Source organism: Paenibacillus harenae (assembly GCF_030812415.1).
GTDB lineage: Bacteria > Bacillota > Bacilli > Paenibacillales > Paenibacillaceae > Pristimantibacillus > Pristimantibacillus harenae_A.
Window position 1 is genome coordinate 816,912 of the sequence record NZ_JAUSST010000001.1, and the last position, 25,199, is coordinate 842,110.

The 25,199-nt window shown below is 50.9% G+C and carries 22 protein-coding genes and 1 pseudogene; 11 read left to right on the forward strand and 12 right to left on the reverse strand.

The genetic code is table 11. The features are described 5' to 3' along the window. Positions 1-2: 2 nt before the first annotated feature. Positions 3-875: a carbohydrate ABC transporter permease gene (locus J2T14_RS03915; protein WP_307467930.1), complete on the forward strand. Its 873-nt coding sequence runs from the start codon at positions 3-5 to the stop codon at positions 873-875. A gap of 471 nt (positions 876-1,346) precedes the next feature. Here J2T14_RS03915 and J2T14_RS03920 read toward each other — a convergent pair whose 3' ends face one another. Continuing rightward, positions 1,347-2,237 (reverse strand): helix-turn-helix domain-containing protein, encoded by an 891-nt coding sequence (locus tag J2T14_RS03920; RefSeq protein ID WP_307467932.1) that lies wholly within the window; start codon positions 2,235-2,237, stop codon positions 1,347-1,349. 138 nt (positions 2,238-2,375) lie between these two features. On the opposite strand from J2T14_RS03920, the gene J2T14_RS03925 reads away from it, so the two are divergent. The 4 genes from J2T14_RS03925 (at position 2,376) to J2T14_RS03940 (ending at position 7,680) form a co-directional block, all read left to right on the forward strand. Next, positions 2,376-4,364 carry a glycoside hydrolase family 127 protein gene (locus tag J2T14_RS03925; RefSeq protein WP_307467935.1) on the forward strand — a complete coding sequence of 663 codons (1,989 nt, stop codon included), beginning with the start codon at positions 2,376-2,378 and terminating at the stop codon, positions 4,362-4,364. Between the two features lie 102 nt (positions 4,365-4,466). Beyond that, complete coding sequence (locus tag J2T14_RS03930; RefSeq protein ID WP_307467938.1) at positions 4,467-5,858, forward strand: ABC transporter substrate-binding protein; 1,392 nt, start codon at positions 4,467-4,469, stop codon at positions 5,856-5,858. Between the two features lie 68 nt (positions 5,859-5,926). Beyond that, positions 5,927-6,850, forward strand: coding sequence for a carbohydrate ABC transporter permease (locus J2T14_RS03935; protein WP_307467940.1), 924 nt, complete (start codon positions 5,927-5,929; stop codon positions 6,848-6,850). After that, positions 6,847-7,680 carry a carbohydrate ABC transporter permease gene (locus J2T14_RS03940; RefSeq protein WP_307467943.1) on the forward strand — a complete coding sequence of 278 codons (834 nt, stop codon included), beginning with the start codon at positions 6,847-6,849 and terminating at the stop codon, positions 7,678-7,680. Before J2T14_RS03935 ends, J2T14_RS03940 begins: the two co-directional genes overlap by 4 nt. A 149-nt stretch (positions 7,681-7,829) precedes the next feature. Here J2T14_RS03940 and J2T14_RS03945 read toward each other — a convergent pair whose 3' ends face one another. The 7 genes and pseudogenes from J2T14_RS03945 to J2T14_RS03975 form a co-directional block, all read right to left on the reverse strand. Next, entirely contained in the window at positions 7,830-8,174 is a 345-nt protein-coding gene (locus J2T14_RS03945; protein ID WP_307467948.1) for a DUF6547 family protein, read from the reverse strand. After that, positions 8,167-8,784: a DedA family protein gene (locus tag J2T14_RS03950; protein ID WP_307467949.1), complete on the reverse strand. Its 618-nt coding sequence runs from the start codon at positions 8,782-8,784 to the stop codon at positions 8,167-8,169. The genes J2T14_RS03945 and J2T14_RS03950 overlap by 8 nt, the downstream gene beginning before the upstream one ends. 23 nt (positions 8,785-8,807) lie before the next feature. Next, entirely contained in the window at positions 8,808-9,452 is a 645-nt protein-coding gene (locus J2T14_RS03955; RefSeq protein WP_307467950.1) for a hypothetical protein, read from the reverse strand. Between the two features lie 17 nt (positions 9,453-9,469). After that, positions 9,470-9,790, reverse strand: coding sequence for a PadR family transcriptional regulator (locus J2T14_RS03960; RefSeq protein ID WP_307205452.1), 321 nt, complete (start codon positions 9,788-9,790; stop codon positions 9,470-9,472). 471 nt (positions 9,791-10,261) lie between these two features. Further along, positions 10,262-10,596, reverse strand: a pseudogene (locus J2T14_RS03965) (transposase); the annotation flags it as partial. Positions 10,597-10,787: 191 nt separating this feature from the next. Continuing rightward, positions 10,788-11,699 (reverse strand): DMT family transporter, encoded by a 912-nt coding sequence (locus tag J2T14_RS03970; RefSeq protein ID WP_307467953.1) that lies wholly within the window; start codon positions 11,697-11,699, stop codon positions 10,788-10,790. A gap of 128 nt (positions 11,700-11,827) precedes the next feature. Next, the gene (locus tag J2T14_RS03975) at positions 11,828-13,657 is read right to left on the reverse strand and encodes a UbiD family decarboxylase (protein WP_307467956.1); all 1,830 of its coding nucleotides are present in this window, start codon (positions 13,655-13,657) and stop codon (positions 11,828-11,830) included. 169 nt (positions 13,658-13,826) lie between these two features. On the opposite strand from J2T14_RS03975, the gene J2T14_RS03980 reads away from it, so the two are divergent. The 5 genes from J2T14_RS03980 to J2T14_RS04000 all read left to right on the forward strand — a co-directional run bounded on the left by J2T14_RS03980 (position 13,827) and on the right by J2T14_RS04000 (position 17,896). Then, a complete protein-coding gene (locus tag J2T14_RS03980) occupies positions 13,827-14,390 on the forward strand; it encodes a PadR family transcriptional regulator (protein ID WP_307467959.1) in 564 nt (187 codons plus the stop codon). Beyond that, positions 14,362-15,174 (forward strand): alpha/beta fold hydrolase, encoded by an 813-nt coding sequence (locus J2T14_RS03985; protein ID WP_307467962.1) that lies wholly within the window; start codon positions 14,362-14,364, stop codon positions 15,172-15,174. Before J2T14_RS03980 ends, J2T14_RS03985 begins: the two co-directional genes overlap by 29 nt. A 171-nt stretch (positions 15,175-15,345) precedes the next feature. Beyond that, entirely contained in the window at positions 15,346-15,795 is a 450-nt protein-coding gene (locus J2T14_RS03990) for an Rrf2 family transcriptional regulator (protein ID WP_307467965.1), read from the forward strand. 82 nt (positions 15,796-15,877) lie between these two features. Beyond that, entirely contained in the window at positions 15,878-16,792 is a 915-nt protein-coding gene (locus J2T14_RS03995; protein ID WP_307467968.1) for an NAD(P)/FAD-dependent oxidoreductase, read from the forward strand. A gap of 135 nt (positions 16,793-16,927) precedes the next feature. Further along, the gene (locus J2T14_RS04000; protein ID WP_307205460.1) at positions 16,928-17,896 is read left to right on the forward strand and encodes a glycoside hydrolase family 43 protein; all 969 of its coding nucleotides are present in this window, start codon (positions 16,928-16,930) and stop codon (positions 17,894-17,896) included. 87 nt (positions 17,897-17,983) lie between these two features. Here J2T14_RS04000 and ilvB read toward each other — a convergent pair whose 3' ends face one another. The 3 genes from ilvB to J2T14_RS04015 form a co-directional block, all read right to left on the reverse strand. Continuing rightward, entirely contained in the window at positions 17,984-19,723 is a 1,740-nt protein-coding gene (gene ilvB / locus J2T14_RS04005; protein ID WP_307467970.1) for a biosynthetic-type acetolactate synthase large subunit, read from the reverse strand. 1,122 nt (positions 19,724-20,845) lie between these two features. Continuing rightward, positions 20,846-22,024 carry an MFS transporter gene (locus J2T14_RS04010; RefSeq protein WP_307467973.1) on the reverse strand — a complete coding sequence of 393 codons (1,179 nt, stop codon included), beginning with the start codon at positions 22,022-22,024 and terminating at the stop codon, positions 20,846-20,848. A gap of 341 nt (positions 22,025-22,365) precedes the next feature. Then, positions 22,366-23,106: a winged helix DNA-binding protein gene (locus tag J2T14_RS04015; RefSeq protein WP_307467976.1), complete on the reverse strand. Its 741-nt coding sequence runs from the start codon at positions 23,104-23,106 to the stop codon at positions 22,366-22,368. A 167-nt stretch (positions 23,107-23,273) separates the two neighbouring features. Here J2T14_RS04015 and J2T14_RS04020 point away from each other — a divergent pair, with 167 nt between their 5' ends. Next, positions 23,274-23,891, forward strand: a complete 618-nt coding sequence (locus J2T14_RS04020; protein ID WP_307467978.1) for an NAD(P)H-dependent oxidoreductase — start codon at positions 23,274-23,276, stop codon at positions 23,889-23,891. A 117-nt stretch (positions 23,892-24,008) separates the two neighbouring features. Here J2T14_RS04020 and J2T14_RS04025 read toward each other — a convergent pair whose 3' ends face one another. Beyond that, positions 24,009-25,160 (reverse strand): glycoside hydrolase family 88 protein, encoded by a 1,152-nt coding sequence (locus J2T14_RS04025; protein WP_307467981.1) that lies wholly within the window; start codon positions 25,158-25,160, stop codon positions 24,009-24,011. Positions 25,161-25,199: the final 39 nt, after the last annotated feature.

Here is a 25,199-nt window from a genome sequence, read left to right on the forward strand (position 1 = left end):
CCATGTACCACAAGACGCTGCCTTACCGCATTTTCAGCGTGTTCAACTATATTTCGCTCGCCGTCATCTCGGTCTGCTGCCTGCTGCCGCTGTACCATTTGCTGATGGTATCGCTCAGCGACACCGCTCCCGCCAATGCCGGACTCGTCACGTTTTGGCCGATCGGTTTTACGGTCGAGGCTTACGCCAAAACGTTCGATAATGCCAACTTCCTGGCATCGCTGTGGATTTCGGTCAAGCGTACCGTGTTCGGTACGGCGCTCGCCCTGCTCGTCAATTCCGTCGCAGCCTATGCCCTGTCCAAGGACAACCTCGTATTCCGCGGGCGCAATGCCTATCTGTGGTATTTCGTCATTACGATGCTGTTCAGCGGCGGCCTCATTCCGGGTTATATTCTGATCCTGCGTCTCGGGTTGATCAACAACCTGCTCGCGCTCATTCTTCCGGGCCTCGTTGCCGTATACAACATCATTTTGTTGTTGAACTTCTTCCGTACCGTGCCTAAGGAACTGGAGGAAGCGACCTTCATGGACGGCGCCGGGCATTTCCGAAGCTTCATCTCGATCTATCTGCCAATCTCGCTGCCGGCTATCGCGACGATTGCCTTGTTTACGATGGTTGGCCACTGGAACGCCTACTTCGACGGACTTATATATATGAAAGGTTCGGAAAATCTGCCGCTTGCGAGCTTTATGCAGACGATCATCGTGCAAGGCAATACGACGAGCTTCGATCCCGCCGTTATCGCCAATCTGTCGCAGCGGACGCTCCGCGCTTCGCAAATCTTCATCGGCGCCTTGCCGATCCTTCTCGTCTATCCGTTCCTGCAGCGCTTCTTCGTGAAAGGCATCGTGATCGGCGCGGTAAAAGAATAGAAGGATGAACAACTACTGCCCCTTGGCAGTAATAACTGGATTTTCTACCGTTAAAATCGTCACTCTCGAGCACGTAGCGCTCATTAGCTGGAATTTCTCCTGTTAATCTCTATCGTTTCCTTAATAATTTGTGTGGAGGCGATTTTATCGGGAGCTTTTCCAGTTAATCTCGATACATAGCTACTTTCAGAATGAATAACAGGAGTTTTTCCAGTAATTCATGTTTCGCTCCAAAACAAAGAGGCTGCGCGATTTCGGTTTCGGCGGCAGCCCCTTGCATTCGTAACTGCGGTGCGTTAGCTATTTAATTAGCTTATACGGCAGCGCGGCGTTGGTCTTGCTGTTAGCTCCAACGAATGCGACGAAATCGCCAGCATCGCTGTCATGCGTAAGATCTCCAACTACGCTGCCTTTGTTCGTGCAAGGAGCTTTTTTTCGATATAGAAGTTATAGCCCATCTGGCATGCTCCATTACAAATGCCCTCTCATTTTCCTTCGGAAGCCGAGCGGGGTTGTCCCTTCCCTGCCCGAGAAGCTCGTCGTGAAATGCGAACCGTATTGGAAGCCTACCTCCTCCGCAATGCGGGTAATCGACCATTCCGTCTGGACGAGCAACTTCTTCGCCTGCTCAATCCGGTAGTAAAGCAAGTAGTCCATCGGCGTCTTCCCGTATACCTTCAGCATGCATCTCGCCAAGTAATTCGGATGGTAATTGAGCTCGCTCTGCAAGATCGGATTCGTAATCTTCCTCGTGTAATTTTGCCGGATGTACAGCTCCACCTTCTCCGCCAGATTGATCGCCGTTCCGTCCGACGTCGAAGCAAGCTCGCGATCCAAATGCTGAATGAATAATTGGAACGCCGTCTGCCGCTTCCAATTGCGGAGCGATCTCGGCTCATCCTCCAATTGGAAAAACTGCTCCAGTATGCCGTGGGCCTTCGGCGTAAGTCTCGTATGCTTCGGAATAAATACCGAGCACACCTCGCTATGATTCAAGTAGGCGGTCTGCTTATGCCTGCCGATTAACTCCGATTGATTATCCAAGCATTTCAACATGCTTCCGGACTCCTCCCATGCTCCGAACGAATGAAAATGAATCCATGTGATTTCCGTGTCCGTTGTACATGCCCCGGTTCCGTAATGCTCGGCATCCGGTCTCAGAACTAGCGCCTCGCCCGCTTCAATTCTCCAATCCTCGCCATCCTCGCCTAAACGAAGCGATCCCTTTGTTACGACTACCAGATCGAATACGCCAATGTTGCTTCGACTGACATGCATGTCGCCCGCCCGGTAATAGGCGCGTCCGCAATCGATGAAGTACGGGATCGGCGGAGAGATGAAATGAAGGATCGGTGAACTCATTTCTTATACCCCCAGTTGGTTGTAATTTTGAAAAATGTAGTTGGAAAATATTATATAAATATCATATTACTACATGTATCATTCTAAATATAGCGCTTACATCAAAGTTGAGAATGATAAAGCAAAGGAGACTTCGAGATGCGAGATATATCCCTCACCTCCCCCATTCCGCTTCACCACATTTCGATCCGAGACAGCTTCTGGTCTCCCTATCTGGCATTGATTCGCGACGTTGTCGTTCCTTATCAATGGGAAGCGCTGAATGACCGAATTGCCGGTACCGAACCGAGCCATGCGATGAAAAACTATAAAATCGCAGCCGGACTCGAACAAGGCGATTTCTATGGAATGGTGTTCCAAGACAGCGACGTCGCTAAATGGCTGGAGGCGGCAAGCTATTTGCTTGCTCATGCACCCGACGCCGAATTGGAGACGATCGCCGACGATGTCATTGCGATAATAGCAAAGGCCCAGCAGGCGGACGGTTATTTGAATACCTACTTCACCTTGAAGGAGCCTGCGGGACGCTGGACGAATCTCGCAGAATGTCACGAGCTGTATTGCGCCGGCCATCTCATTGAAGCGGCAGTCGCCTATCACGATGCGACAGGCAAAAGCCGCATATTGGACGTTGCCTGTCGTCTCGCGGATTGCATCGACGAAACATTCGGCTCCGAGGATGGGAAGATCAAAGGTTACGACGGTCATCAAGAGATTGAACTGGCATTAGTGAAGCTGTACCGGGCGACCGGCAACGATCGTTATCTGAGGCTCGCCAAGTTTTTTCTGGACGAACGCGGACGGCAGCCGCATTTCTATGACATCGAATACGCGCTTCGCGATGGCCGGACGCACTTCCCGATGCTCCGTATGGCGAAGGATAAATCCTACAGCCAAGCTCATGTGCCCATTAGGGAACAGCAATCCGCTGAAGGTCATGCCGTTCGAGCCGTCTACATGTGTACCGGAATGGCCGCTGTCGCAGCCGAGACCGGCGACGCAGAGTTGCTGGCTGCATGCCGCAAGCTATGGGAAAGCATGGTGACCAGGCGCATGTACATAACCGGAGCCCTCGGTTCTATGGCTTACGGTGAAGCTTTCTCTCTCGATTATGACTTGCCGGGAGATACGGCCTACGCGGAAACATGCGCTTCGATCGGACTGATCTTCTTCGCCGGACGAATGCTTCAAATTGAAGCGCGCGGCGAGTATGCGGACGTACTGGAGCGCGCCTTATACAACACGGTAATCGGCGGAATGTCCCGCGACGGCAAACATTTCTTTTATGTGAATCCGCTCGAGGTATGGCCGGAGGCGATCGGCAAAAACGCCAACTATGATCACGTCAAGATTCAGCGCCAGCCCTGGTTCGGCTGTGCCTGCTGTCCTCCTAATATCACAAGGCTTCTCGCCTCGCTGGGCTCCTATATTTATACGCATAACGATGACTGCCTGTACGCTCACCTCTATATCGGAGGCGAAGCAAGCGTCAAGCTGTCCGGTCATGACATTCGCGTCATTCAGCGATCGGAGTTCCCTTGGGAAGGAAGCACGCGGATCGAATTCCAAATGGAGCAGCCGACGACATTCACATTGGCGCTGCGAATACCCGGCTGGGCCGAGAGCGCGGACGTCTTCATCAATGGTAACCCATATTTGCTGGATGATACAGAAACGGTATTCGGTTACGTGCCTATACGGCGCGAATGGAACACAGGCGACACCGTCCAACTCGTATTGCCGATGAGCGTCAAGCAGATGAAAGGCAATCCCCTTATTCGCGATACGGCGGGCAAGGTGGCGCTGCAGCGAGGACCGATCGTCTACTGCTTGGAAGAAGCCGATAATGGCGGTCAGCTTCACCAGCTATACATCCCGGAGAACAGCAGCGGCTTCTCCTCCCATCATCCAGAGCTTCTGGACGGTATTTCAATGATTGAGATGCCTGCTCTGCGCCTAAACGGAGATCAATGGGGCAATCAACTGTATAGCGCTCGTGTCAAGGAGCAGCTGGAGCGGACGACTGCCCGCTTCATTCCTTATTATGCTTGGGCCAATAGAGGCATAGGCGAAATGCGTGTATGGGTCAATCAGCAGCGGATCTACCCCGAAGAGGCCATGCGATAACGAATTCCGACTCTGATGAGGGAGGGAAAAGCGGCATGAATGGGCATGAATGGGTTCAAAACGCAATGAACGCAACCATTATGAACACATGGAGGGGTTAACGTGAGAGTGAGATTATTAAAGAAAAGCATGGTAACCGGATTGGCTATGTCAACGATCCTCGCATTAATCGTAGGCTGCAGCGGGAATAACGGCAATGACAAAGAGTCCGATCAACCAAAGGACGGCAAGGTGACGCTGAAATATTTGGACTGGGCGCCGGATGAGGAAAGAAAGTCGCAGCAGAAAAGCTTCGATGCGTTCATGAAGGCGCATCCGAACATCAAGATCGACTATCAAAGCGTTCCCGAGGATGAATTCACGTCCAAACTAACCGCTATGGCCGCTTCGAAAACGCTGCCCGATATTAGCGCAATAAGAGAAGCTGAAGCTCTCCGTTGGGATGAATCCGGCATATTGCTCGATATGTCGAAATATTACGAGGACGGTACGATCTCGCCGAAGATGGACAGCAATAAATTCGTTTCGCCCGACGGCAAGCTGCTTGGCTACAGCGTCGCCAACGAAATCATTATTCTTCATTACAATAAGCAAATTTTCGACGACGCGGGTCTTCCCTATCCGCCAGCCGAAACGGACAAAGCGTGGACTTGGGATCAAATGCTCGAAGTTGCGCGCAAGCTGACGGTCGACAAAAACGGCAAGAATCCGAATGAAGATGGCTTCGACAAAGACAATATCGTGCAATACGGCATCGACGTGAACCATGCCGCGGACTTCTTCTGGACGCCTTTTGCCATTAGCAACGGCGGCGGCGAAGTGAGCCAGGACGGCAAGGAGCTCCTCATCAACAAACCGGAAACGATCGAAGCGATACAGAAGGTTGCCGATCTGGCCTTGAAGGAATACGTCTCCCCAACTCCTGCGCAAGCTCAAGGCTTGCCGGGCGATGTCGGCCAGAAGCTTGCTTCGGGAAAAGTCGCCATGGCCACATCCGGCCAATGGGAGCTCGTCAATATCGGCCCGCAAGTGGAGAAAGGGCTTAAGAACGGCGTCGGCGTATTGCCGATCTTCAAGAAGCCGGCAACGACCAATACGGGATTGCCGCTGGTCATCTACAATACGACGAAACATCCGGATGAAGCGATCGAGCTGTACAAGTGGCTCATGGATCCTAATCAGAACCAAGCGAACTTCGACAGCGGCGTATGGATGCCTACCGAGCTAAGCTGGTATACCGATCCGGAATTGATCAAGAAATGGACGGCTACGCCTGTTCATCCGCCGGAATACAAGACAGCCGTTATCGATTACGCCTTGAAAGCGACCTATCCGACTCCTTGGTTCTTCCTCCCGACGTACAGCAGGCTCGGCGAAGTGCTCAATCCGGGACTCGATCCGGTATGGCTCGGGGAGATGACGGCCCAAGAGGCGATTGACGCGATCTACCCGCAGATGAAGGAAATATTCGACAGCGGCAAGGCAAATCCGTAAACGACCCAAGCACGGAGGCTGCAGGTTATGCAGCCTCCATACTATCTTGTATGAAGGAGGCGTGAATCATGCCGGCACATGAACAACCAGCCAGCTATCGAAGCCATAAGCGGCGTCGGATATGGGCGGGATATCTGTTTATCCTCCCTTCTATACTAGGCATTATTATTTTCACATTAGCGCCGTTAATCTACAGTTTCTATTTAAGCTTCACGAATTGGACCGTACTGGCGCCCAAGAAATGGATCGGATTTGCGAACTACGAGAAAATATTCACGAATGACTACTTCTTCTACAAATCTTTGAAAGTAACGGCTTATTACTCGCTTGGCAGCGTAGTCGCCATCGTCGTAATCTGCTTTATCATCGCCATGCTGCTCAACTCCGCCAAACGGGCGAAAGCGTTCTTCCGCGCCGCGTTCTATTTGCCAACCGTAATCCCGGTTCTAGCCGGCTCAATCTGTTGGATTTGGATGTTCAACGTCGACTTCGGCATTATCAATTACGCGCTTAGTTTCGTTGGCATAGATAAGCAATACTGGGTCGGCGCACCCGATTCGGTCATTCCTTCGTTAATTCTGATTGCCGTATGGGGGGCGGGCAACGTTATCGTCATCTTCATGGCCGGCATGCAGGACGTGCCGAGACATCTGCTTGAAGCAGTGGAGATCGATGGCGGAGGCTGGTGGCGGAAGCTGCGATCGGTGACCATTCCGCTCGTGTCTCCCGTTATTTTCTATAACGTTATATTGGCGTTCATCAATTCGCTGACCGCCTTCACGCAGACGTATGTCCTCGGACGCAACGGCGGAGGACCGAACGATTCGGCCTTATTTTATTCGTTTCTCATCTACCGCGAAGCGTTCAAGTATCAGAATATGGGTTACGCCTGCGCGCTTGCGATGGTTCTCTTCGTCATCGTCGGCTTCTTCACTTATTTGCTGTTCAAGCTCTCGTCGAGATGGGTTCATTACGAGGGAGGCGGCAAATGATGAATTACCGCGTGCGGGGTCAACTCGTCAATCTGTTTTTTCTAAGTCTGCTTGCTTTCTTCTTTATATTTCCGATCTATTGGATCTTGCGTTCCTCGTTGCTCGATTTCGGTGAAATTATGGATTATCCGCCGATTCTCTTTCCTGAAGCCTTCCGCTGGGAAAACTATGCGGAGGTGCTGAACCGCGTCGACTTTCTTCTCTATATCGGCAATACGTTTATTATCATCGTGCCTGTCCTGATCGGAGTAGGCCTGACGAGCAGCCTCGCGGCCTTCGGCTTTGCGCGTATTGAGTTCCCGCTCAAAAACATGTGGTTCTCGCTCGTCATCATGACCATTTTGCTGCCGAGCATCGTCACGCTTGTTCCGACCTATATCGGGTGGGCCAAGCTTGGACTTACCGACACTTTCCTGCCGCTTATCCTGCCTGCCTTCTTCGGCGGCGGCGCGTTCAACATTTTTTTGCTGCGGCAGTTTCTTCTGACGATTCCGCGCGACTTGGACGAGTCGGCCGTCATGGATGGAGCGGGCTTCTTCACGATCTACTCCCGCATCATCCTGCCTCTGATAAGACCGGCGCTGGTCGCCGTCTTGCTGTTCACCTTCGTTGGCGTATGGAACGACTTTCTGAATCAGCTCGTCTACTTGAACGATCAAGATATGTACACGGTGGCGCTCGGACTGTCGACGCTGCGCAGCAGCCTTACTTCGCCGATGCATCTCATAATGGCCGGTACGATGATCATGGTCATTCCGGCAACGATCATCTTCTTATTCGGTCAGCGTTACTTCACCGAAGGCATCGCGACGACTGGGATTAAAGGATGATCCACTGACTGGAGGAAGCCCGCCGACGCTTATGATCAAGCTCCAATTTTGTAGACAATGAAAAAATCCCTATAAACTGAACTATTTAATGACAAAGCGGCAGACCAGAATTCTGGTCTGCCGCTTCAATGCTTGAACTATCCTCTCTTCTATTCTCCTTCATGCCGGTATTCCCAGTCGGAATGCATGCCATCCTCAAAGAGTTCCGGCAGCAATTGAATGCCATCCATGCTAATCTCAAGACTACCGGCAATAATCTTATTCGATAAATATAAGAGAACATCGTGAATTCCGCTGTCCCTTGCGTTTTGAGCAATGAGAGCAATCGTTTGTTTCTGCTCAAGCGTGAATCCATTGAGAACCTCATTTATGTTTTCAAACTCAGAAGACTCCGGCCAGCATTGCTCTAAGATCCATCGATGATGGGAAGCGTACCTCAGAGTAACAAGATCGTCGATCATAGATTTATACTTTTCATTTGCTGTTTTATCCATGGCTCTTAATGATCCGTTTACGAATAAAAATAAAGCCAAAGATAGCTAGACTTAATGCTAATAGACCATAAACCACATTAGAGTAAATGTCCATGTAACCCACGATAGTTTCCCAAGATGCTCCAACGGCAGCGCCAATATAGACAAGCCCGATATTCCAAATTAAGGATCCTATAGTCGTGAGAAAAAGGAACGGGAGAAAACTCATATGCGTACTTCCAGCTGGGATAGAAATCAGACTGCGGATCAACGGCACCAAGCGTCCGAAGAATACGGCCCTAGCGCCATACTTATCAAACCAAGCATGTGCTTTCCGGATATCTTCGGGCTTCAGTCGTAGAATTTTACCGTAGTTTGTAATAATCGTTTCCAACCGAGCGATCGAAAACATTCTTCCGACGCCATAGAGACAGATGGCTCCGGCTACCGAGCCAGCGGTTGCAGCCAAAATGACACCGACTATTGTCATTTCTGATGTAGTGGTCATAAACCCGCCAAATGTCAGGATGACCTCAGAAGGTATCGGGGGAAATAAGTTTTCCAATGCTATGAGTAAAAAGATGCCCAAATACCCGTAAGCGTCCATGATCTCCGTAATCCAATGTTCCATTCGAAATCACACTCCTTAAATTTTCAAAAGAAATAGTCCCTTAGTTTCCGGTAAATAAACCTGTCTAAGATTTTATACAGGATCAACAAAGCGATGAAGCATGTGCCGTAAACTGCCAATACGGTTTTCATAATTAACATAATCAGCGATAACGATACCAAAACATGATCGATCAGTACAAAGAAGAGAGCTGCAGCGATAGCCAAGAAACCGTAGCCTAGCAAATAATGGTGGCCATGAGATTCAAACGGACTCGTATATTTGGACATGGAAAGGAATTCTTTGGCTCTAAACTGGTTAATAGCTTCCTTTGCAGCCTCTTCTTTTGTCTTCCCATGCAGTTCGAGATCCGAGGAAAAATCCTCCAAATAATTCTGCAACTCCAACTTGTCCTCCCCGCTTAACGCGAGCTGGTCGACATAGGCCCGAATATCGTTTTGCTTCCGATATATGTTGTTCATTCGAATATGTCCGACGTAGTTCATACCAGCCCAAAAAGCTGCCAACGCAAATGATGTAAAATAGGCTATTGATAACCAAAATTGATCGCCGGGATCAAATTGTTCATCAACATAGAACGTAGCGATGCATAGCAAGCTGGAGATGAGCAATAACCAAGCATATCTCAGTTCCCCCATACTGAATATTTTTCGTGTCAAATTCGTCATCTTATCACCTCCGTCTTTTAAATGAACCGATTTACGATCTCGGTTGTCTTCTCCCAGTCCGCAATGAATTTTTTCAGCATTCTCTGACCCTCATCGGTTACCGAATAATATTTGCGCCGTCCTCCATGGCTTTGGTCACCCCAGTACGCTGAAATCGCTCCCTGCTTCTCCAGCCGCTTCAAGGATAAATAAAGCGTAGCTTCCTGAATTTCGAACTCTCCTTCTGTCCGTTCTTTGATTGCTTTAGAGATTTCGTAACCATAATTGTTTTGCCGGACAAGCACTGACAGAATGAGGAGATCGATAGTTCCTTTAAGCATTTCCGCATTCAAAGGCATTACCTCCAGATCGATTACTCAATTAAGTTGAGTACTTAATAATAATATGCTATTTTACTTAACGATGCAAGGTACTTTGGATAAATTTTATTATTCGTTAAAAATCCAATTTTATAAATTGCTCCTCCTGAGACAGCTCTTTGTAATGAACACATTGCTTAAACCGCTATCCAGAGCATTTACTCTTATCCGAGTTATAGCACTTTCACCCACCTGGTTTAGTTCATCGAAACAGGAAATACAAGACGAGGACAATGCAATCAATGAAGTGGTAAATCGGCAGCCTGGAAAGACGCTACATGGGTAAATCCTGCTTTCGTATGAAATAGGGCACTTATTCAATAGACTCATCAAATATGAAAAGGCGATTTGCTGACGGTGCTTTAACCGTTTACAAATCGCCTTTCTCCATGCTTATATAGTTAATTGCATATTATATAAATTCGCATAAGCGCCATCTGCTTCGGTTGGAATCTGTTTTAGAGCAGAGAGAATCTTATGCCGCCAGTAAAACAAGGTGACATGCGTGACTTCATCGTTTAACTGCTCTGCACATTTTCTCAGAGAAAAGCCCTCAATCATGCATTCAACAAAACGAAACCGCATATGAGGTCGCCTCGTTCGTTGCAGAGGGGTGTTCGTAAGGTATTAAACGTTTGGCGACAGGACTTACAACGGTAACGTTGACGTTTAACCTCTCCAGTGCGTATTTTTACTTCGTACTTTCCAAAGCGCACGACAGAATGGTTTTTGCAATGCGGGCAAACAAGCCCGTCTTTATGCTTCTGCTCTTGAATTTCATCAATCGCTCGAACAGGAACCGCAACTCCCTTGGTTCGTGACTGCAAAAAGCATATAAGCTCTCGCTTACCATTATCGTCTAACGTATCAGCAAGCTTAGTTGAGTAAGATTCTTAATATCTCAGTTACACAGCTTTCACATAACTAAGTGACTGTGTAGTAAACGATCCCATAGCCATAAAAGTATTGCGCTTTATTAGGCACGGTGGGCTTCTTCACGATCTTTTTTGCTCGTTGTCCTGCGATTGACTAAATAAATGCTTAGAAGGATAAGCACCAAGCCGGCCAGCAAGGACATCGTGAACGGCTCGTCCAGGAACAGCGTGCCAATCAGGATCGCGATCAGCGGGATGAGAAAAGTAAACGACGCCACCTTGCTCGCTTCGCCGGAGTCCATCAGCTTATAGAAGATGATCCAGCCGATCGCGATGACGAAGATCGATATGAACGACAGCGCGATGACAAAGCCCCGGCTCCATTCCACTTCGGACCAGTTCTCAAAGCCTGAGCCGACGACCGTCATGAAAGTTCCGCCGATCAGCAACTGATTCGTCACAAGCCAGATCGGATCGACGCGCTGACTTGTTTTCTTCACGTATATCGTGCCTAAAGCCCAGCTAAGCGCCGAACCGATCGCAAGCAATATCCCCTCCACGGAAATATGGCCCGACAACCCGCCCGCTCCGCTGCATATAACGCCGACGCCTGCAAAGCCGAGAAGGAGTCCGCCGATTTTCAATCCGTTCATCGATTCGCCTAGCCATAACCATGAAAAGATACCAACGAGCACCGGCTGCAGGAACACGATGGCCGAGAACAATCCCGAAGGCAAATAATGGAGTCCGATCGTTTGCAAGCCGTAATACAAGATGACGTTAACGATCGACGATATAACGTAAATCGGCCAAGTTTCCCTGAGACGAAGCCGCTTGATTCTCGGAATCGCGACCATCAGCAGCAAAACGCCTCCGATCACCGTTCTAATGCCCGAAAACAATACCGGTGGCATAAATTCCAAAGCATATTTGGATACGGGCCAATTGATTCCCCATACAATGATTAGAAAGGCGAGCAGCAAGCCCGCCTGCAGCTTTGATAGTGAAGGCATACATGTATCTCCCTGACGTCTGACTTGCCCTTGCGATAATGCAACTTCTGGTTTAGAAATCTGCCTACAACACAGATCTGTTTCAAAAAGAAAACCCGAAGGAAAAATCCCCGGGTCTGCTGCGCGGATTAAATCTTCAAATGCCCAAGGCTTGCTCCTTTGACGAATAACCGTTCGATGCTTTGCTCGACCTTCGGATCGGGAATAAGCGGAGGCGCTTGATGCGGCTTGACTCTAGCATCAATAATCACATTATCGCAGGACCAATGTTTATGCTCATAGAAGCTGTTCACGCCGTAAATATCATGCGACGGATTGCTGCGTGTGAACGTCGCCCACAGGAAATTACTCATCGTCTCGCTCATAAACGTGCTGTCGTCGGCGATGATGATGATCGGGCATGAATCAAGCGGCCCTCTCTCCGCGATCGCTTCGCCGAGGCTGGCCATCTCCTGCTTCGCGCCGTCATAATCGGTGAACGCCGCCGCTTGAAGAACGGCGATGCCCGGCATAATCATGCGCGGATTGTCATACCCGCGCAGCAGCTTGAGCGACTCCGGCGTCTCCGCGCTAAGCTCGCGTTTCTTGTCGCCATAAGCGGCGAAGACGACTTTGCTGCCGCTGTTAATGCCCGTTCCCGAATAGTCGAGCGTATCGATCGTCGTATTCGTATAGAAATGAAGGTCCCGCTTCAGATCAAGACGTTCCAATATATAAGCCAGGAAGTCGGCTTCGCGATGCGTATCGAGCGGCAGCTTCTCTTCGGCCGTTATGAACAAATATTTGGCAAGGCTTAGCTGCCCCGTTCCAAGTATCCGGTTGGCAATCGTAAGCAGCTCGGCTGGCTGCTTCACCTGTTGATAAGGCGTGTAACGCTCGCTGCCGATAGCGAACAGCAGCGGGTGAACGCCCGCGGCATCGACGGCGTGAACTTCCTTCACGCCCGGAATTTCCTGCTTGATCGCATCCCCGGTTAAATCATGAATAAGGTTGCCGAATGCCGTATCCTCTTGCGGCGGACGCCCTACGACCGTGAACGGCCAGATCGCGCCGGGCTTGGCATACGCTTTATGCACTTTCATGACAGGGAACGGATGGGTCAGACTGTAGTAGCCAAGGTGATCGCCGAAAGGCCCTTCGGGTTTCGTCTCGCCGGGATGGATCTCGCCCGTTATGACAAAGTCGGCGTCGTTGCTAATGCAGTAACCGTCGACGTAGCTGTGGCGGAATCGCCGTCCGGCCAGCAGCCCGGCGAACGTCATTTCGCTTAGCCCTTCAGGCAGCGGCATAACAGCCGATAGCGTGTGCGCCGGCGGACCGCCGATGAAGATGCTGACTTTGAGCGGCTGCCCTTTCCTCGTCGCCTTCTCCTGATGGATGCCGATGCCCCGGTGGATCTGATAATGAAGACCGACTTCCTTATTCATTTCGTAATCGTTGCCGCTCAGTTGAATCCGGTACATGCCGAGATTGGAATTCATGATGCCCGGTTTGTCCGGGTCCTCCGAATACACTTGCGGCAGCGTCACGAACGCGCCGCCATCCATGGGCCAGCTCTGAATGAGCGGCAAATCGGAGATGTTGATCTCGTGCAGCGCTAACGGGCTGCGCGACTTTTTGACGGGGAGCGCATTCCATGCCGCTAAGCCGGTGCCGATATTGCTGAACGGCCTCTTCAGCGCACTCATCGGATCGCTGCGCACGGCCATCACCTTCTGCACCGCATCCCATGTTTGGCGGAAGATGAACATGCTCCGCTCGGTCGTGCCGAACAGATTCGATACGGCGCGGAACTTCGTCCCCTTCACCTTCTCGAACAATAAGGCCGGACCGCCCGCCTCGAACACTTTCATATGGACGGCAGCCATCTCCAGATACGGATCCACCTCTTCCTTAATCCGCACCAGATGGCCATTTTTCTCAAGATCGATGATGCATTGCTCCAAGCTACTATACATAGGAAAAACTCCATTCTTCGCTTCTTGTCCTGCTACTTGTCCCAGTATACCAACCAATCGGCGCAAAATGAAGGTTTATCCAGACAAGCATACAATGTTCACAATTGAATACACCTATTAGGTATGGTAGACTGGAGTCGGTTTCAAGAACAGGAAGGTAGCGGGTGCGATGGAATTTGTCATTTTAGGCTTTCTCATGCTGAAACAACTAACGCAATATGATCTCAAGAGCGCCTTGGAGCGCAAAGCGTCTCCGTTCTTCAGCGCAAGCCTCGGAAGCATTCAGGCAGCGCTTAAGAAGCTTGAAAGCAATGGCCATATCGCCGTCAACGAAGTGACCGAAGGAAAGCGGCATAAGAAGCTGTATCGCATAACGGAGGCTGGCCGAGCGCATTTCCTTGAATGGATGATGTCGCCTATCGCGCCGAGCCGGCTGGAAAACGATGCACCGACGAAGCTGTTTTTTCTAGGCGTGATGAAGCCCCCCGAGAGGCATGTCATTATCGGGGCCATTACGGAGCAGCTCAGAACTGTCGTCTCGGAGTATGAGCAATACGAAAGCGCCATTCAACGATCGGCAAAGCCTCCGGGTTATGAACAAATCGCTTTATTTCAAATGAAGACGCTTGAGCTAGGCACTTACTACTATAGAAACATGCTGATTTGGTTCGAAAATCTGCTTGCCCAAATGGGGGAGAACGATCATGTTCCGCAGCCGAATACTGAATTATAATCAAGCCCGCATTGCCTATTACATGTCCGATGAGCACAATACTGACAAAGACACGCTCCTGTTACTGCATGCCGCCTTCGCTGACCATGAGCTGTTCGAGCCACAATGGCAAGCGTTCGCTGCAGACTACCACCTCATCGCGATCGATATGCCCGGGCATGGCATCAGCAGCACGCAAGGCTCGGACGTGACGCTGAAGGATATGCCGGAGATTATCAACCTCCTGCTCACGCAGCTTCGCATAGATAAGCCGATTCATATTCTAGGCGTATCGCTCGGCTCGCTTGTCGCGCAAGCTTATGCCGATCGGCATCCGGAGCGGGTGCGCTCCGTTATCGCTGTCGGAGGCTATTCCATTCACAAGGCTAACGAGCAAGTGCTCAAGGCGCAGCGGAAGGAAGGCTTGAGGTGGGTCTTATACGTTCTGTTATCCATGAACCGTTTCAGAGCTTACGTGACGAAGGTGTCTTGTTTCTCGGAGCAAGGCCGCGAATTGTTTAGGAGAGGGATGGACAAATTCGATCGAAGATCCTTCGCAGCCATGGCGGGAATGAATGCGCTATTCGTCAAAAGAGACAACCCCATGCCCTACCCTCTGCTCCTCCTGTCAGGAACGCATGATAGGCAGCTTGCCAAGGAAGCTGCCGCTCGATGGCATTCATGCGAGCCGAAGTCCAATCTCATCCTGCTCCCTAACGCCGGACATTGCGCGAACGTCGACGCACCCGACGAATTCAACGTACTGCTTGCCCAATTTCTATCGGCGCAGAGGACAAATCGATAACGAAGAGGCTGAAACGCTTTCTTCCAAGCGTTCGGCCTCTTCAGCTTCCTGCCCCTATCCGGAGCGAGTATTCAAATTCAAATTGCGCTTGAATTATGGACTCCGATTATCTATAATAGACATTGTAAGTCCACAACTAACGAAATTAGAAGCAGAAAGCAGGCGTGAATCATGCAATTTGCCAAAAGCACCGGTTATGCGCTGCATGCTCTCCTTCACTTGGCCCGCTCGGAGCGCGGCCGCAATGTCGGAATTAAAGAGCTCGCTTCCATGCTGGACGTATCGGAGAGCTACCTGTCCAAGATTATGTCCAAGCTGCGTCAGGACGGCCTGCTGCGTGCCGTGACCGGAGCAAGCGGCGGCTACGAGCTTGCGAGGCCGGCCGACCAAATTACTTTTCTGGACGTCGTTCATGTTATCGAGGGGCGCCGGCATATGTTCGAATGCTTGAACGAGAATGCCCACACGCACGAGCCTGGACATGAAGCATCCTCTCATCCGTTCGGACAGGACTGTCTGATCATGCGGGTAATGAATGGCGCGGAGCGGGAGATGCACCGGTACTTGCAGCGCCATACGATTCAATCGGTGTTGGATGCTGCCGGAATGGCTCAGCGCTAAAGCAAATAATAGCTTCAAACAAGAAGTGATACGCTTCTTGCGCTTATATTATGGATATTAAAGATCCGAAAGGGAGATAAAAATGGAGCAATTATTGGATGTAGGCATTATTGGCGGAGGTCCAGCGGGATTGAGTGCAGCGCTTGTGCTTGGCAGAGCAAGAAGAAGCGTCGTCGTAATCGACGAGGGGAAGCCGCGCAATCGGGTTACGCATGAAATACATGGTTTTCTTACCCGTGACCGCACTAAACCTGCCGATTTCAGACGAATAGCACGTGAGGAAATTAGCGCCTACCCTACTGTTCGCTTCGTCGACGACAAGGCTGCAGCCGTGACAGGCAATGATGGCCGCTTCGTGATTACGACAACGCAAGGTACGGTATACAATGTGAGAAAATTGCTTTTCGCTGTTGGCAAAAGAGATCTCCCCGTCGAGATCAACGGCTTGACTGAGGTATACGGCAAGAGCGCGTTCGTATGTCCGTATTGCGACGGCTGGGAACTTCAAGATCGACCGCTTGCCATTATCGCGAAAGGCGGCGGCGCTCATCATGTTGCGAAAGTGCTGTCCGGCTGGTCGAACCAGACCGTCATCTGCTCGAATGGACCTGATGAGTTGACCGCTGAACAGCGCGAAGAGCTTATGAGACATAACGTTGCCATATACGATTCACCGATTCAGCTTATCGAGTCGACTGATGGCTACGTAAGCCGGATTAAGCTTGAGGATGGCAGCGCCGTCGACTGCACCGGTATTTTCTTCGCGCCGAGGCTTGCTGCCGGATCTGACCTACCCGATTCGCTTGGCTGTAAAATGACCGAAACCGGCACTGTCGTCGCCGACGGCTTCGGCAAAACAAGTGTCGCTGGCGTATATAGCGCAGGAGACGCCGCAACGGAGCTGTATCAAGCCATTACCGCAGCATCGCTAGGATCGCTAGCGGCGGTTAGCATTAACGGCGAGCTTATTACTGAAGCTTGGGAGAAACTCGGTTAATGGCCGTCGTTAGATCAAAAATCTAAATATTTTGGGCTAATAACAAAACATTGTTGGGGTTTACTGGGCAGCGTTATTTGATAAAATAAGGAGGAAAACGTTTTCTTGAACTAAGGAACTCACTAGGAGGATACGATGACTGAACCGAACAAGCCTTTAGTAACCCATATCTATACCGCTGACCCCTCTGCCCATGTTTTCGAAGGCAAGCTCTATATTTATCCTTCCCATGATCTCGATCACGAAATGACTTCCAATGACAACGGCGACCAATACGATATGGAAGATTACCATGTCCTCTCGCTGGATGACGTCGACTCCGAGTGCGTCGATCATGGCGAGGCGCTTCACGTCAAGGACGTGCCTTGGGCCAAAAAGCAAATGTGGGCGCCTGATGCGGCTTATCGCAACAATACGTATTATTTGTTTTTCCCGGCGAGAGACCATGACGATATATTCAGACTGGGCGTAGCGACGAGCGCTTCCCCTGCCGGACCGTTCACCCCGCAGCCGGACTATATTCCTGGCAGCTTCAGCATTGATCCGGCCGTCTTCATCGACGAAGACGACAAGGCATACATATATTTTGGCGGACTATGGGGCGGACAGCTAGAGAAATGGCAGACGGGTTCGTTTGTACCGGATGCGGAAGGCCCCGCGGCTTCCGAACCGGCGCTTGGTCCGATCGTTGCCGAGCTTAATGAGGATATGCTGACGTTCAAGAGCGAGCCGAAGCAAATTTCGATCGTTGACGAAGATGGCAATCCGATCGTGGCGGGCGACGAGGATCGCAGATATTTTGAAGGGCCATGGGTCCATAAGTATAACGGTTACTACTACTTATCCTACTCTACGGGAACGACGCATAAGATCGTATACGCGATCAGCAAAGATCCTCAAGGACCTTATGTATACCAAGGAACGATCCTGACTCCTGTCTTGGGCTGGACGACGCATCACTCGATCGTGCAATTCAACGAGAAGTGGTACCTATTCTATCATGACTGCTCGTTGTCGGGCGGTGCGGATAACAAGCGCAGCGTCAAGTTCACCGAGCTGCACTATAACGAGGACGGCACGATTCAGACGATTCAATACGAGTGAAAACAAGAAACGCAAGCGTACGGCTTTCGCAGCCATACACTTGCGTTTATTCGTAAAATCATACGGAGAAAGACAACGTCGTTACCATTATGAATCGAAGTTCCCGAGCAGCATTTGATCGAGCGTCGTGCCGCCAAGCACCATCGGATATACATTCTCGTCCGAAGGAACAACGAACTCCAGCAGGACAGGACCAGGCGTAGCCAGCGCTTCCTGCCATATGCGCTCGGCTTCTTCCTTCGTGCTCGCTCTAAGCCCCTTAACGCCGTAAGCATCGGCAAGCATAACGAAATCCGGACTGCCTGCAAGGTCGATCTGGCTGAAGCGTTTGTCGTACATAAGCTCCTGCTGCTGCTTAACCATGCCGAGCACTTGATTGTTAATCACGACAATCTTGACCGGAATTTGATGAATCGCGCATATAGCGAGCTCCTGCGCGCACATTTGCATCCCGCCATCGCCATTGATCGAAACGACAAGCCGGCGAGGGTTGCCGATCTGGGCGCCGATAGCCGACGGGAATCCGAAGCCCATCGTACCGAAGCCTCCCGATGTGATGAGCGAACGCGGGTATTTGAACTTATAGAACTGCGCCGTCCACATCTGATGCTGGCCGACATCGGTCGTAATAATCGCTTCACCGCCCGTGGTATCGTTAATCATCTCTATGACGTATTGCGGCTTCAACACCCGTTCGGAATCCGCATAACGCAGCGGATGCGCGCTCATGCTAAGCTTCAGTTCTTCAATCCAACGGTCCGATTTGGCTCTGCGAGCGCTCGGATTGGCGTAGTTCAACACCTCTTTCACATCGCCGATACAGGCAATGTCGGTTTTGACGATTTTGCCGATCTCCGCCGGGTCGATATCGATATGCGCAATTCGTTTCGCTTGCGGCGCGAAGCCGTCCACCTTCATCGTTACCCGATCGTCGAATCTGGAGCCAATGGACAAAATAAGATCAGCTTGTTGAATTGCCATGTTGGCCGTAAATGTGCCGTGATGACCGGGCATGCCAAGCCATAGCTCATGCGCGCTTGGAAATGCGCCCAGCCCAAGCAGCGTCGTCGCAACGGGCATGCGGGTTCGCTCGGCGAATGCCAGCAGTTCATCCGCTGCGCTTGCATATACGACTCCGCCCCCGGCTATAATTACCGGCCGCTCCGACTCGCTAATCGCTTGCAGCAATTCATCCACACCCATCGGATCAATGTCTGTTACGGCCTCATATCCCCGAATATCGATGCCGGAGGAGTACGGCTCGTATTGCAGCTTCTGATTGGATACGTCCTTCGGTATATCGATCAGCACCGGCCCTCTCCTGCCGCTGCTCGCAAGATGAAACGCCTCATGAACGATGCGAGGCAGCTCTTGCGCGTCGCTAACATAGTAGCTATGCTTCGTGATCGGCATCGTGATCGATAGAATATCCGCCTCTTGGAACGCATCCGAGCCTTTGAGCGACTGGAACACGTTTGCCGTTATAATAACGAGCGGAACGGAATCCATATGAGCGGTCGCAATGCCCGTAACGAGGTTCGTCGCCCCGGGACCGGAGGTCGCGAGACAGACGCCTGTTTTTCCCGTCGAGCGGGCGTAGCCATCCGCCGCATGGACAGCGCCTTGCTCATGCCGAGTCAGAATATGTTTGAAGTCCGGATTGCCTACCATTGCGTCGTAGATGTAAAGCGCGCTTCCTCCGGGATAACCGAATACGCAATCTACGCCCTCTGCCTGCAGGCAGCGCAGCAGCGCCTCCGAGCCTGTAATGAAATCCGTTGCCGTTACCTTCGCCTTATCTTTCGACATTATTCTGCGTTCGTTCATTCCAATCCCTCCGCTTGTTTATTTTGTTGAAAATAAATAACCCCTCTCCTCCCCTGGCGCCAGCATGCGCTGACTAGCCAAAGGGACGAAAGGGGTTAGCTTTTCGTGGTACCACCCTGATTTGCCGAAATGTTGCCATCCCAGCCTCATGAGACAAGACATTCGTCTTGTCTGCCGCACGTTAACGTGTGCCATTCCGATTGAGTCTACTCACCGTAAAATACGCCGTGCGTATTCCGGCTTTCCTTCAACAGCTCCGAGACGACCGTCTACGTGCCTGATGGCAAAGGTTGCACCGTTCCCTCTGCTCTCTGTAACATAAGGCACTCGTATCCGCTTCTCTTCATCGCTTATTGCTATCGATTTCACCTATATAAATAATAAAAAAACCCTTTCATCCATTGGCGTCAGCATATAGCTGCCAAGCCAAAGGGACGAAAGGGATTATCTTCTCGCGGTACCACCCTGCTTTGCCGAAATGTTGCCACTTCAGCCTCATGAGACAAGACGACCGCCTTGTCTGCCGCACGCTAACGTGTGCCAATCCGGTTGAGTCTACTCGCTCGCCTCGCTGCGACTTGACAGCAGAGTATCGCTTTCCTTCAACAGCTCCGAGACGACAACGTACAGGGCTTTATGGCAAAGGTTGCAGCATTCCCCTTGCTCTCTGGGCATAAGCCTTTGTACTTCTTCTCTTCAACGCTTCATTATATCGTTCTTATTTCCTTAAAATGCAACAAACCCCTTCCATCCGATGGCGACAGCATGCGCTGCCAAAGCCAAAGGGACGAAAGGGGTTAACTTTTCGCGGTACCACCCGGATTCACCGAAATCTTGCGATTCCGGCCTCATGAGGCAAGTCGAACCTTGCCTGCCGCACGTTAACGTGTGCCAATCCGCTTGAGTCTACTCGCCGTCAAATGCGCCTGCGCACGCCGCACGGTTTTCCTTCAATAGCTCCGAGACGACGACCCACCAGGCTTAAGGCAAAGGTTCCAGCAATCCCCTTGCTCTCTGGACATAAAGCACTTCGTAGTCCTTCTCATCAACGCTTTTATCGAAAATTTTCATCATCATATCACAACGAACCGCGCATTTCAATGCTCAATCTCAGAGTTTGGGCTATGCCGAATATTCCATTTTGTTCTTTACCCCCGGCTGCTTAGGCCTCGCGGCGGAGTATTGAAGAATTAAGCATGCAACGGCAAATACAGCCATCAAAATAAAGCCCAAATTGTATCCTCCCGTCGCATCCTTGACCATTCCGAGCACAATCGGCGGAAAAAATCCGCCTATGCCTCCCGCAGCCCCGACAAATCCCGTAACTGCGCCCGTGTTGCCGGAAGACACTTCCGGCACCATCTTGAACACGGCTCCGTTCCCCAATCCAAGCAGCATTGAAAGCAATAAGCATATAATGCTGAAGTTAACGAAATGCTCAAGAGCGATAGATAATAGAAGCGCGGAGGCTCCTATCCCGATAAAAACAACCATCAATACTTTCTTGCTGCCGAACCGGTCCGCCAAATAGCCGCCAGCAGGACGAATCAGCGTCGCGGCAAGGACAAAGCCAGCCGTTCGAAGTCCTGCGTCGATCGCGTTAAGCTGGAACAGTTCGATAAGAAGCGTAGGCAAATAAACGCTGAAGGCGACAAATCCGCCGAAAGTCAAAAAATAAAATATCGATAAATGCCAAGTCGATTTTTGCTTCGTTACGGACAACGATTGCCTGAGCGTCTTTCGTTCCGTCTTGTTTGGTGAATCTTTCGTAAACGCATAGAATACGAACGCCATAACCGTTATGCAGACCGCCAAGCCGAAAAACACCCAGCTTATTCCGAATTTCTCAGAAACCGTCGGAATCAAAAAGTTCGCTCCCGCACTTCCCAAATTCCCGAGTCCGGCAATGCCCAATATAAAGCCCTGCTTGTGCGGAGGATACCATTTGGATACGAAAGTCAACGAAATAGCAAAGGTTGATCCCGCCATTCCGATAAATAAAGCGCATAAGAGCATCCATGCATATGAGCCGACAAAACCGGCCGCAACCATGGGTAAAATTAAGAACAGCATCGTAATCGTAAATACTTTCCTGCCGCCAAGCCGATCCGTTACGATGCCCATGGGTATGCGCATTATCGATCCGAGCAGAACGGGCGTCGATACGAGCACGCTCTTTTCCAACGTACTGAGGTCGTACAGCTGTTGAAGCTGTCCGGCGATGGGCGAAAACACCGACCAGATCATAAAGGATACCGTCATTGCCAAGGTTGATAATACTAGCGCTTTTGTTTGATTCATAACCATGTCCTTCTCTCTTCGATTGTTTCACATAAGATGAATTTATAACTTTCATCATACGTTATGTATACTGACGCAAAAAGGTATAATATTAAATTACCTCATTTTTACGAATATCTCAATATGTTTATGTAAGGAAATTTAACATTTAAAACAAATCAGAAGAGAAAACGGGGATTTCAGGAAAGTTTGTTCGATATTTCACGTGATTCCCTTCGACAAGCACGAACAATGCCAGCTTCGCGCGTACCAAGATATAACAAAAAGGCGCTTCCCCAGTAAGGAAGCGCCTTTTCTCATAAGATTTTCGCGTCACCTATTGTTACATATAGGTGAATGTATTAATCGTCGAAAGCAGCTTGAAGAAGAGCTTTCGCTTTCTTCAAACTCCGGGCGTCCAATTGCTGCAGCATCGCCACAATCTCGCTTATCGCCGCCGTCTCGGGGGTCGCCCCGTTAACCTCCGCCTCCGCATTGGAATCCCCCTCCGAACGGTTGCCGCGTCCGCTCTCTTCTTCGCCAGACGGCTCCGGCGTATCCGTTGCATCCCGCACCCAAGAAGCTTTTACCGTATCCTGCAAGCACGTAATTAAAAAAAGCATCTGCTCGGCATCGTACCGTCCGAGAAATTTCCGTATGTTCAGTTCCATATGCGTATGCAATTGCTTATGCAAATCGTAGATTTGCTTGCCGATCGGGGTCAAGTGAAAAAGCACTTCCTTCTTATTGCCTTCAAGCGATTCGGCTTGCACAATATGCTGCTCAGCCAGCCTGCGCGTAATTTTCGAAACGCTGCCTCTCGGAATGCCGAACCGCTTGGATATGGTAATGCCGTTTACCGGCTCCAACTCCCCGATCGCATCAATGACATGCAGCATAATGACTGTCGAATCCTTCAGAAACGCGGCAACCTTTGCATCGCTTGTCCTGGCCATCATCCAGCGCCGTTCCTCGTCCTCGCCCTCCGATTGGAATTTCTGTTGTACATTAGCGATTTGACGCATCATTTCTTGAAGCAGCAATTGCTTCTCTATATGGGCAGACTGTTCGACTGACGATTGTGATCGTGACGAAAGGGACATCGCTTGCTCTCCTCCTACTACCGCGTACAAGATAAATCCAGTATAACAACTTTCGGCGCGAAAATAAATATTCCAAGAAACATTATTGACACACTGGAAACAATATTATAGTATTGTTTCATTGAAACTATATTGATTCCGCAAAACAATGGGGAGGCATATCCGCAATGAAATTTGCAATTATTTTCGACCATCCCTACGGCGCTTCCGCTTCGGACAACGTCCCGCATCGCAGAAGCTACTCCGCCGCCTTGCTCGCAGCTGTCACTCGCGGGCTCAACGCGAACGGCCACAGCATCGATCTGATCGATTTGCACGCAGACGGCTTCAATCCGGTCATAACGGCTGCCGATCTAACCGCCTGGAGGCAGAAACAAACGAATGATCCGCTTGCCGCAGACTACCAGAGAAGGCTTATCGCGGCGGATCATATCATCTTTATTTTTCCGATATGGTGGGAGTCGATGCCTGCGCTGACGAAAGGTTTTATCGATAAAGTATTCGTGAAAGGAGTGCTCTTCGAGGAGCCGAAGAAAGGGCGTCCGTTCGTAAGCCTGCTGCCGCGGCTGAGGGGCGTCTCGCTGTTAACCGTCATGAGTACGCCGAACTTCGTCTATAAATGGATCTTCGGCAATCCGATTACGAAAATATTGTTTCGCGGAACGTTCCGGAAAATCGGCATTCGCAACTTGAAGTGGCATAACTTCACCGGCATGGAGGACCGCAGCCTGGAACAGCGGCAACGCTTTCTTGTAAAGACGGAGCGTCTGTTCGCAAGTTTGTAGCTAAGTGGCGGTTGACAGCACACAAGAAAAAAACGAAAAAACCTTCCGATCGCCTGCGGTTTTGCTAGTCGCCGCCGTAGATCGGAAGGTTTCGTTCAGTCTCGATCGATTATCATTTCATTCCCAAGGAATCGTTATGCCGCCCTTAAGTCTCGCGAGCCCTTCAACAAAAAAGTAATCGCCGTAGATAAGCGGCACGTCGAGATTTTTGCGTTCCGGATAGTGGCTTGTGCCGCGTAGGATCAGCCCTTCTTCCGCATCGTCTCCGTAAGAGCCGTAATTGCGGTAGAGCGATTCCAATATGCGCGTACCCGCTTTGCGGTAGCTGACCGATTCGAAATCGGGCACGAGGTCCGCGATTAGAAGCAGCCCGCAAGCGGCGCAAGCGCCTGCCGATGAGTCGCGCAGCGACTTCGTCTCCTCGGGAGCGCGGAAATCCCATACCGGAACGGCATCTTCCGGCAGCTGCGAGAGGAAGAAGTGCGCCGCCCGCTTCGCAGCGTCCAAGTAATCCTGACGACCCGTATGACGGCTTGCAAGCGCGAGCCCATAGATCGCCCACGCGTTGCCGCGCGACCATGCGGATTCGGGGGCATAGCCTTGACCGCCGATATATTCGGCAACCTCGCCGGACATCGGATCGAAGCGGACGATATGGCGCACCGAGCCGTCGGTACGAATGAAATGCGACATCACAGTGCCCATATGCGCCTCCGCAATATGCATATACCTCGGATCACCGGTTTCTCTCGAGGCCCAGTACAACAGCGGGACGTTCATCGCGCAATCGATGATCGCGAGTCCCGCATTGTCCTCGCCCTCGCTCCACGGATTCCATGCGCGTATGTAGTTCCCTTTCAGATTGAACCGACCGGCCAAATAGTTCGCGGCCTTCAGCGCCCGTCTGCGCGATTCATCTCCGCCATTAAGCTTGTAATTGGCAACGCTCGTGAGCGTCCACATGAACCCGATATCGTGATCCAAGCGATCGTAACCGTCAAGCACCGCGTCCAGCCGCTGCTCGCATTTCTCGGCAATGTTCCGGAACGACTCTTCCTCGCTGCCTTCATGCAGCAGCCACAGCAGTCCCGGCCAGAACCCGGCCGTCCACCAATGAGGCTGCTCCAGCACATAAACGCCCCCTTGACTCGCATGAGGGAAGTTCGCTCCGATTCGGCCGCTTGTTCTCTTCACCTTCGAGACCGTTTGCTCCCAAGCTTCGTTGACCCATATCGCGGGCTGAACTGCATCTACGGAATTTACTGTCATCTGTCCCATCCGCCTCTCCTGAATCTATCCCATTGCGCT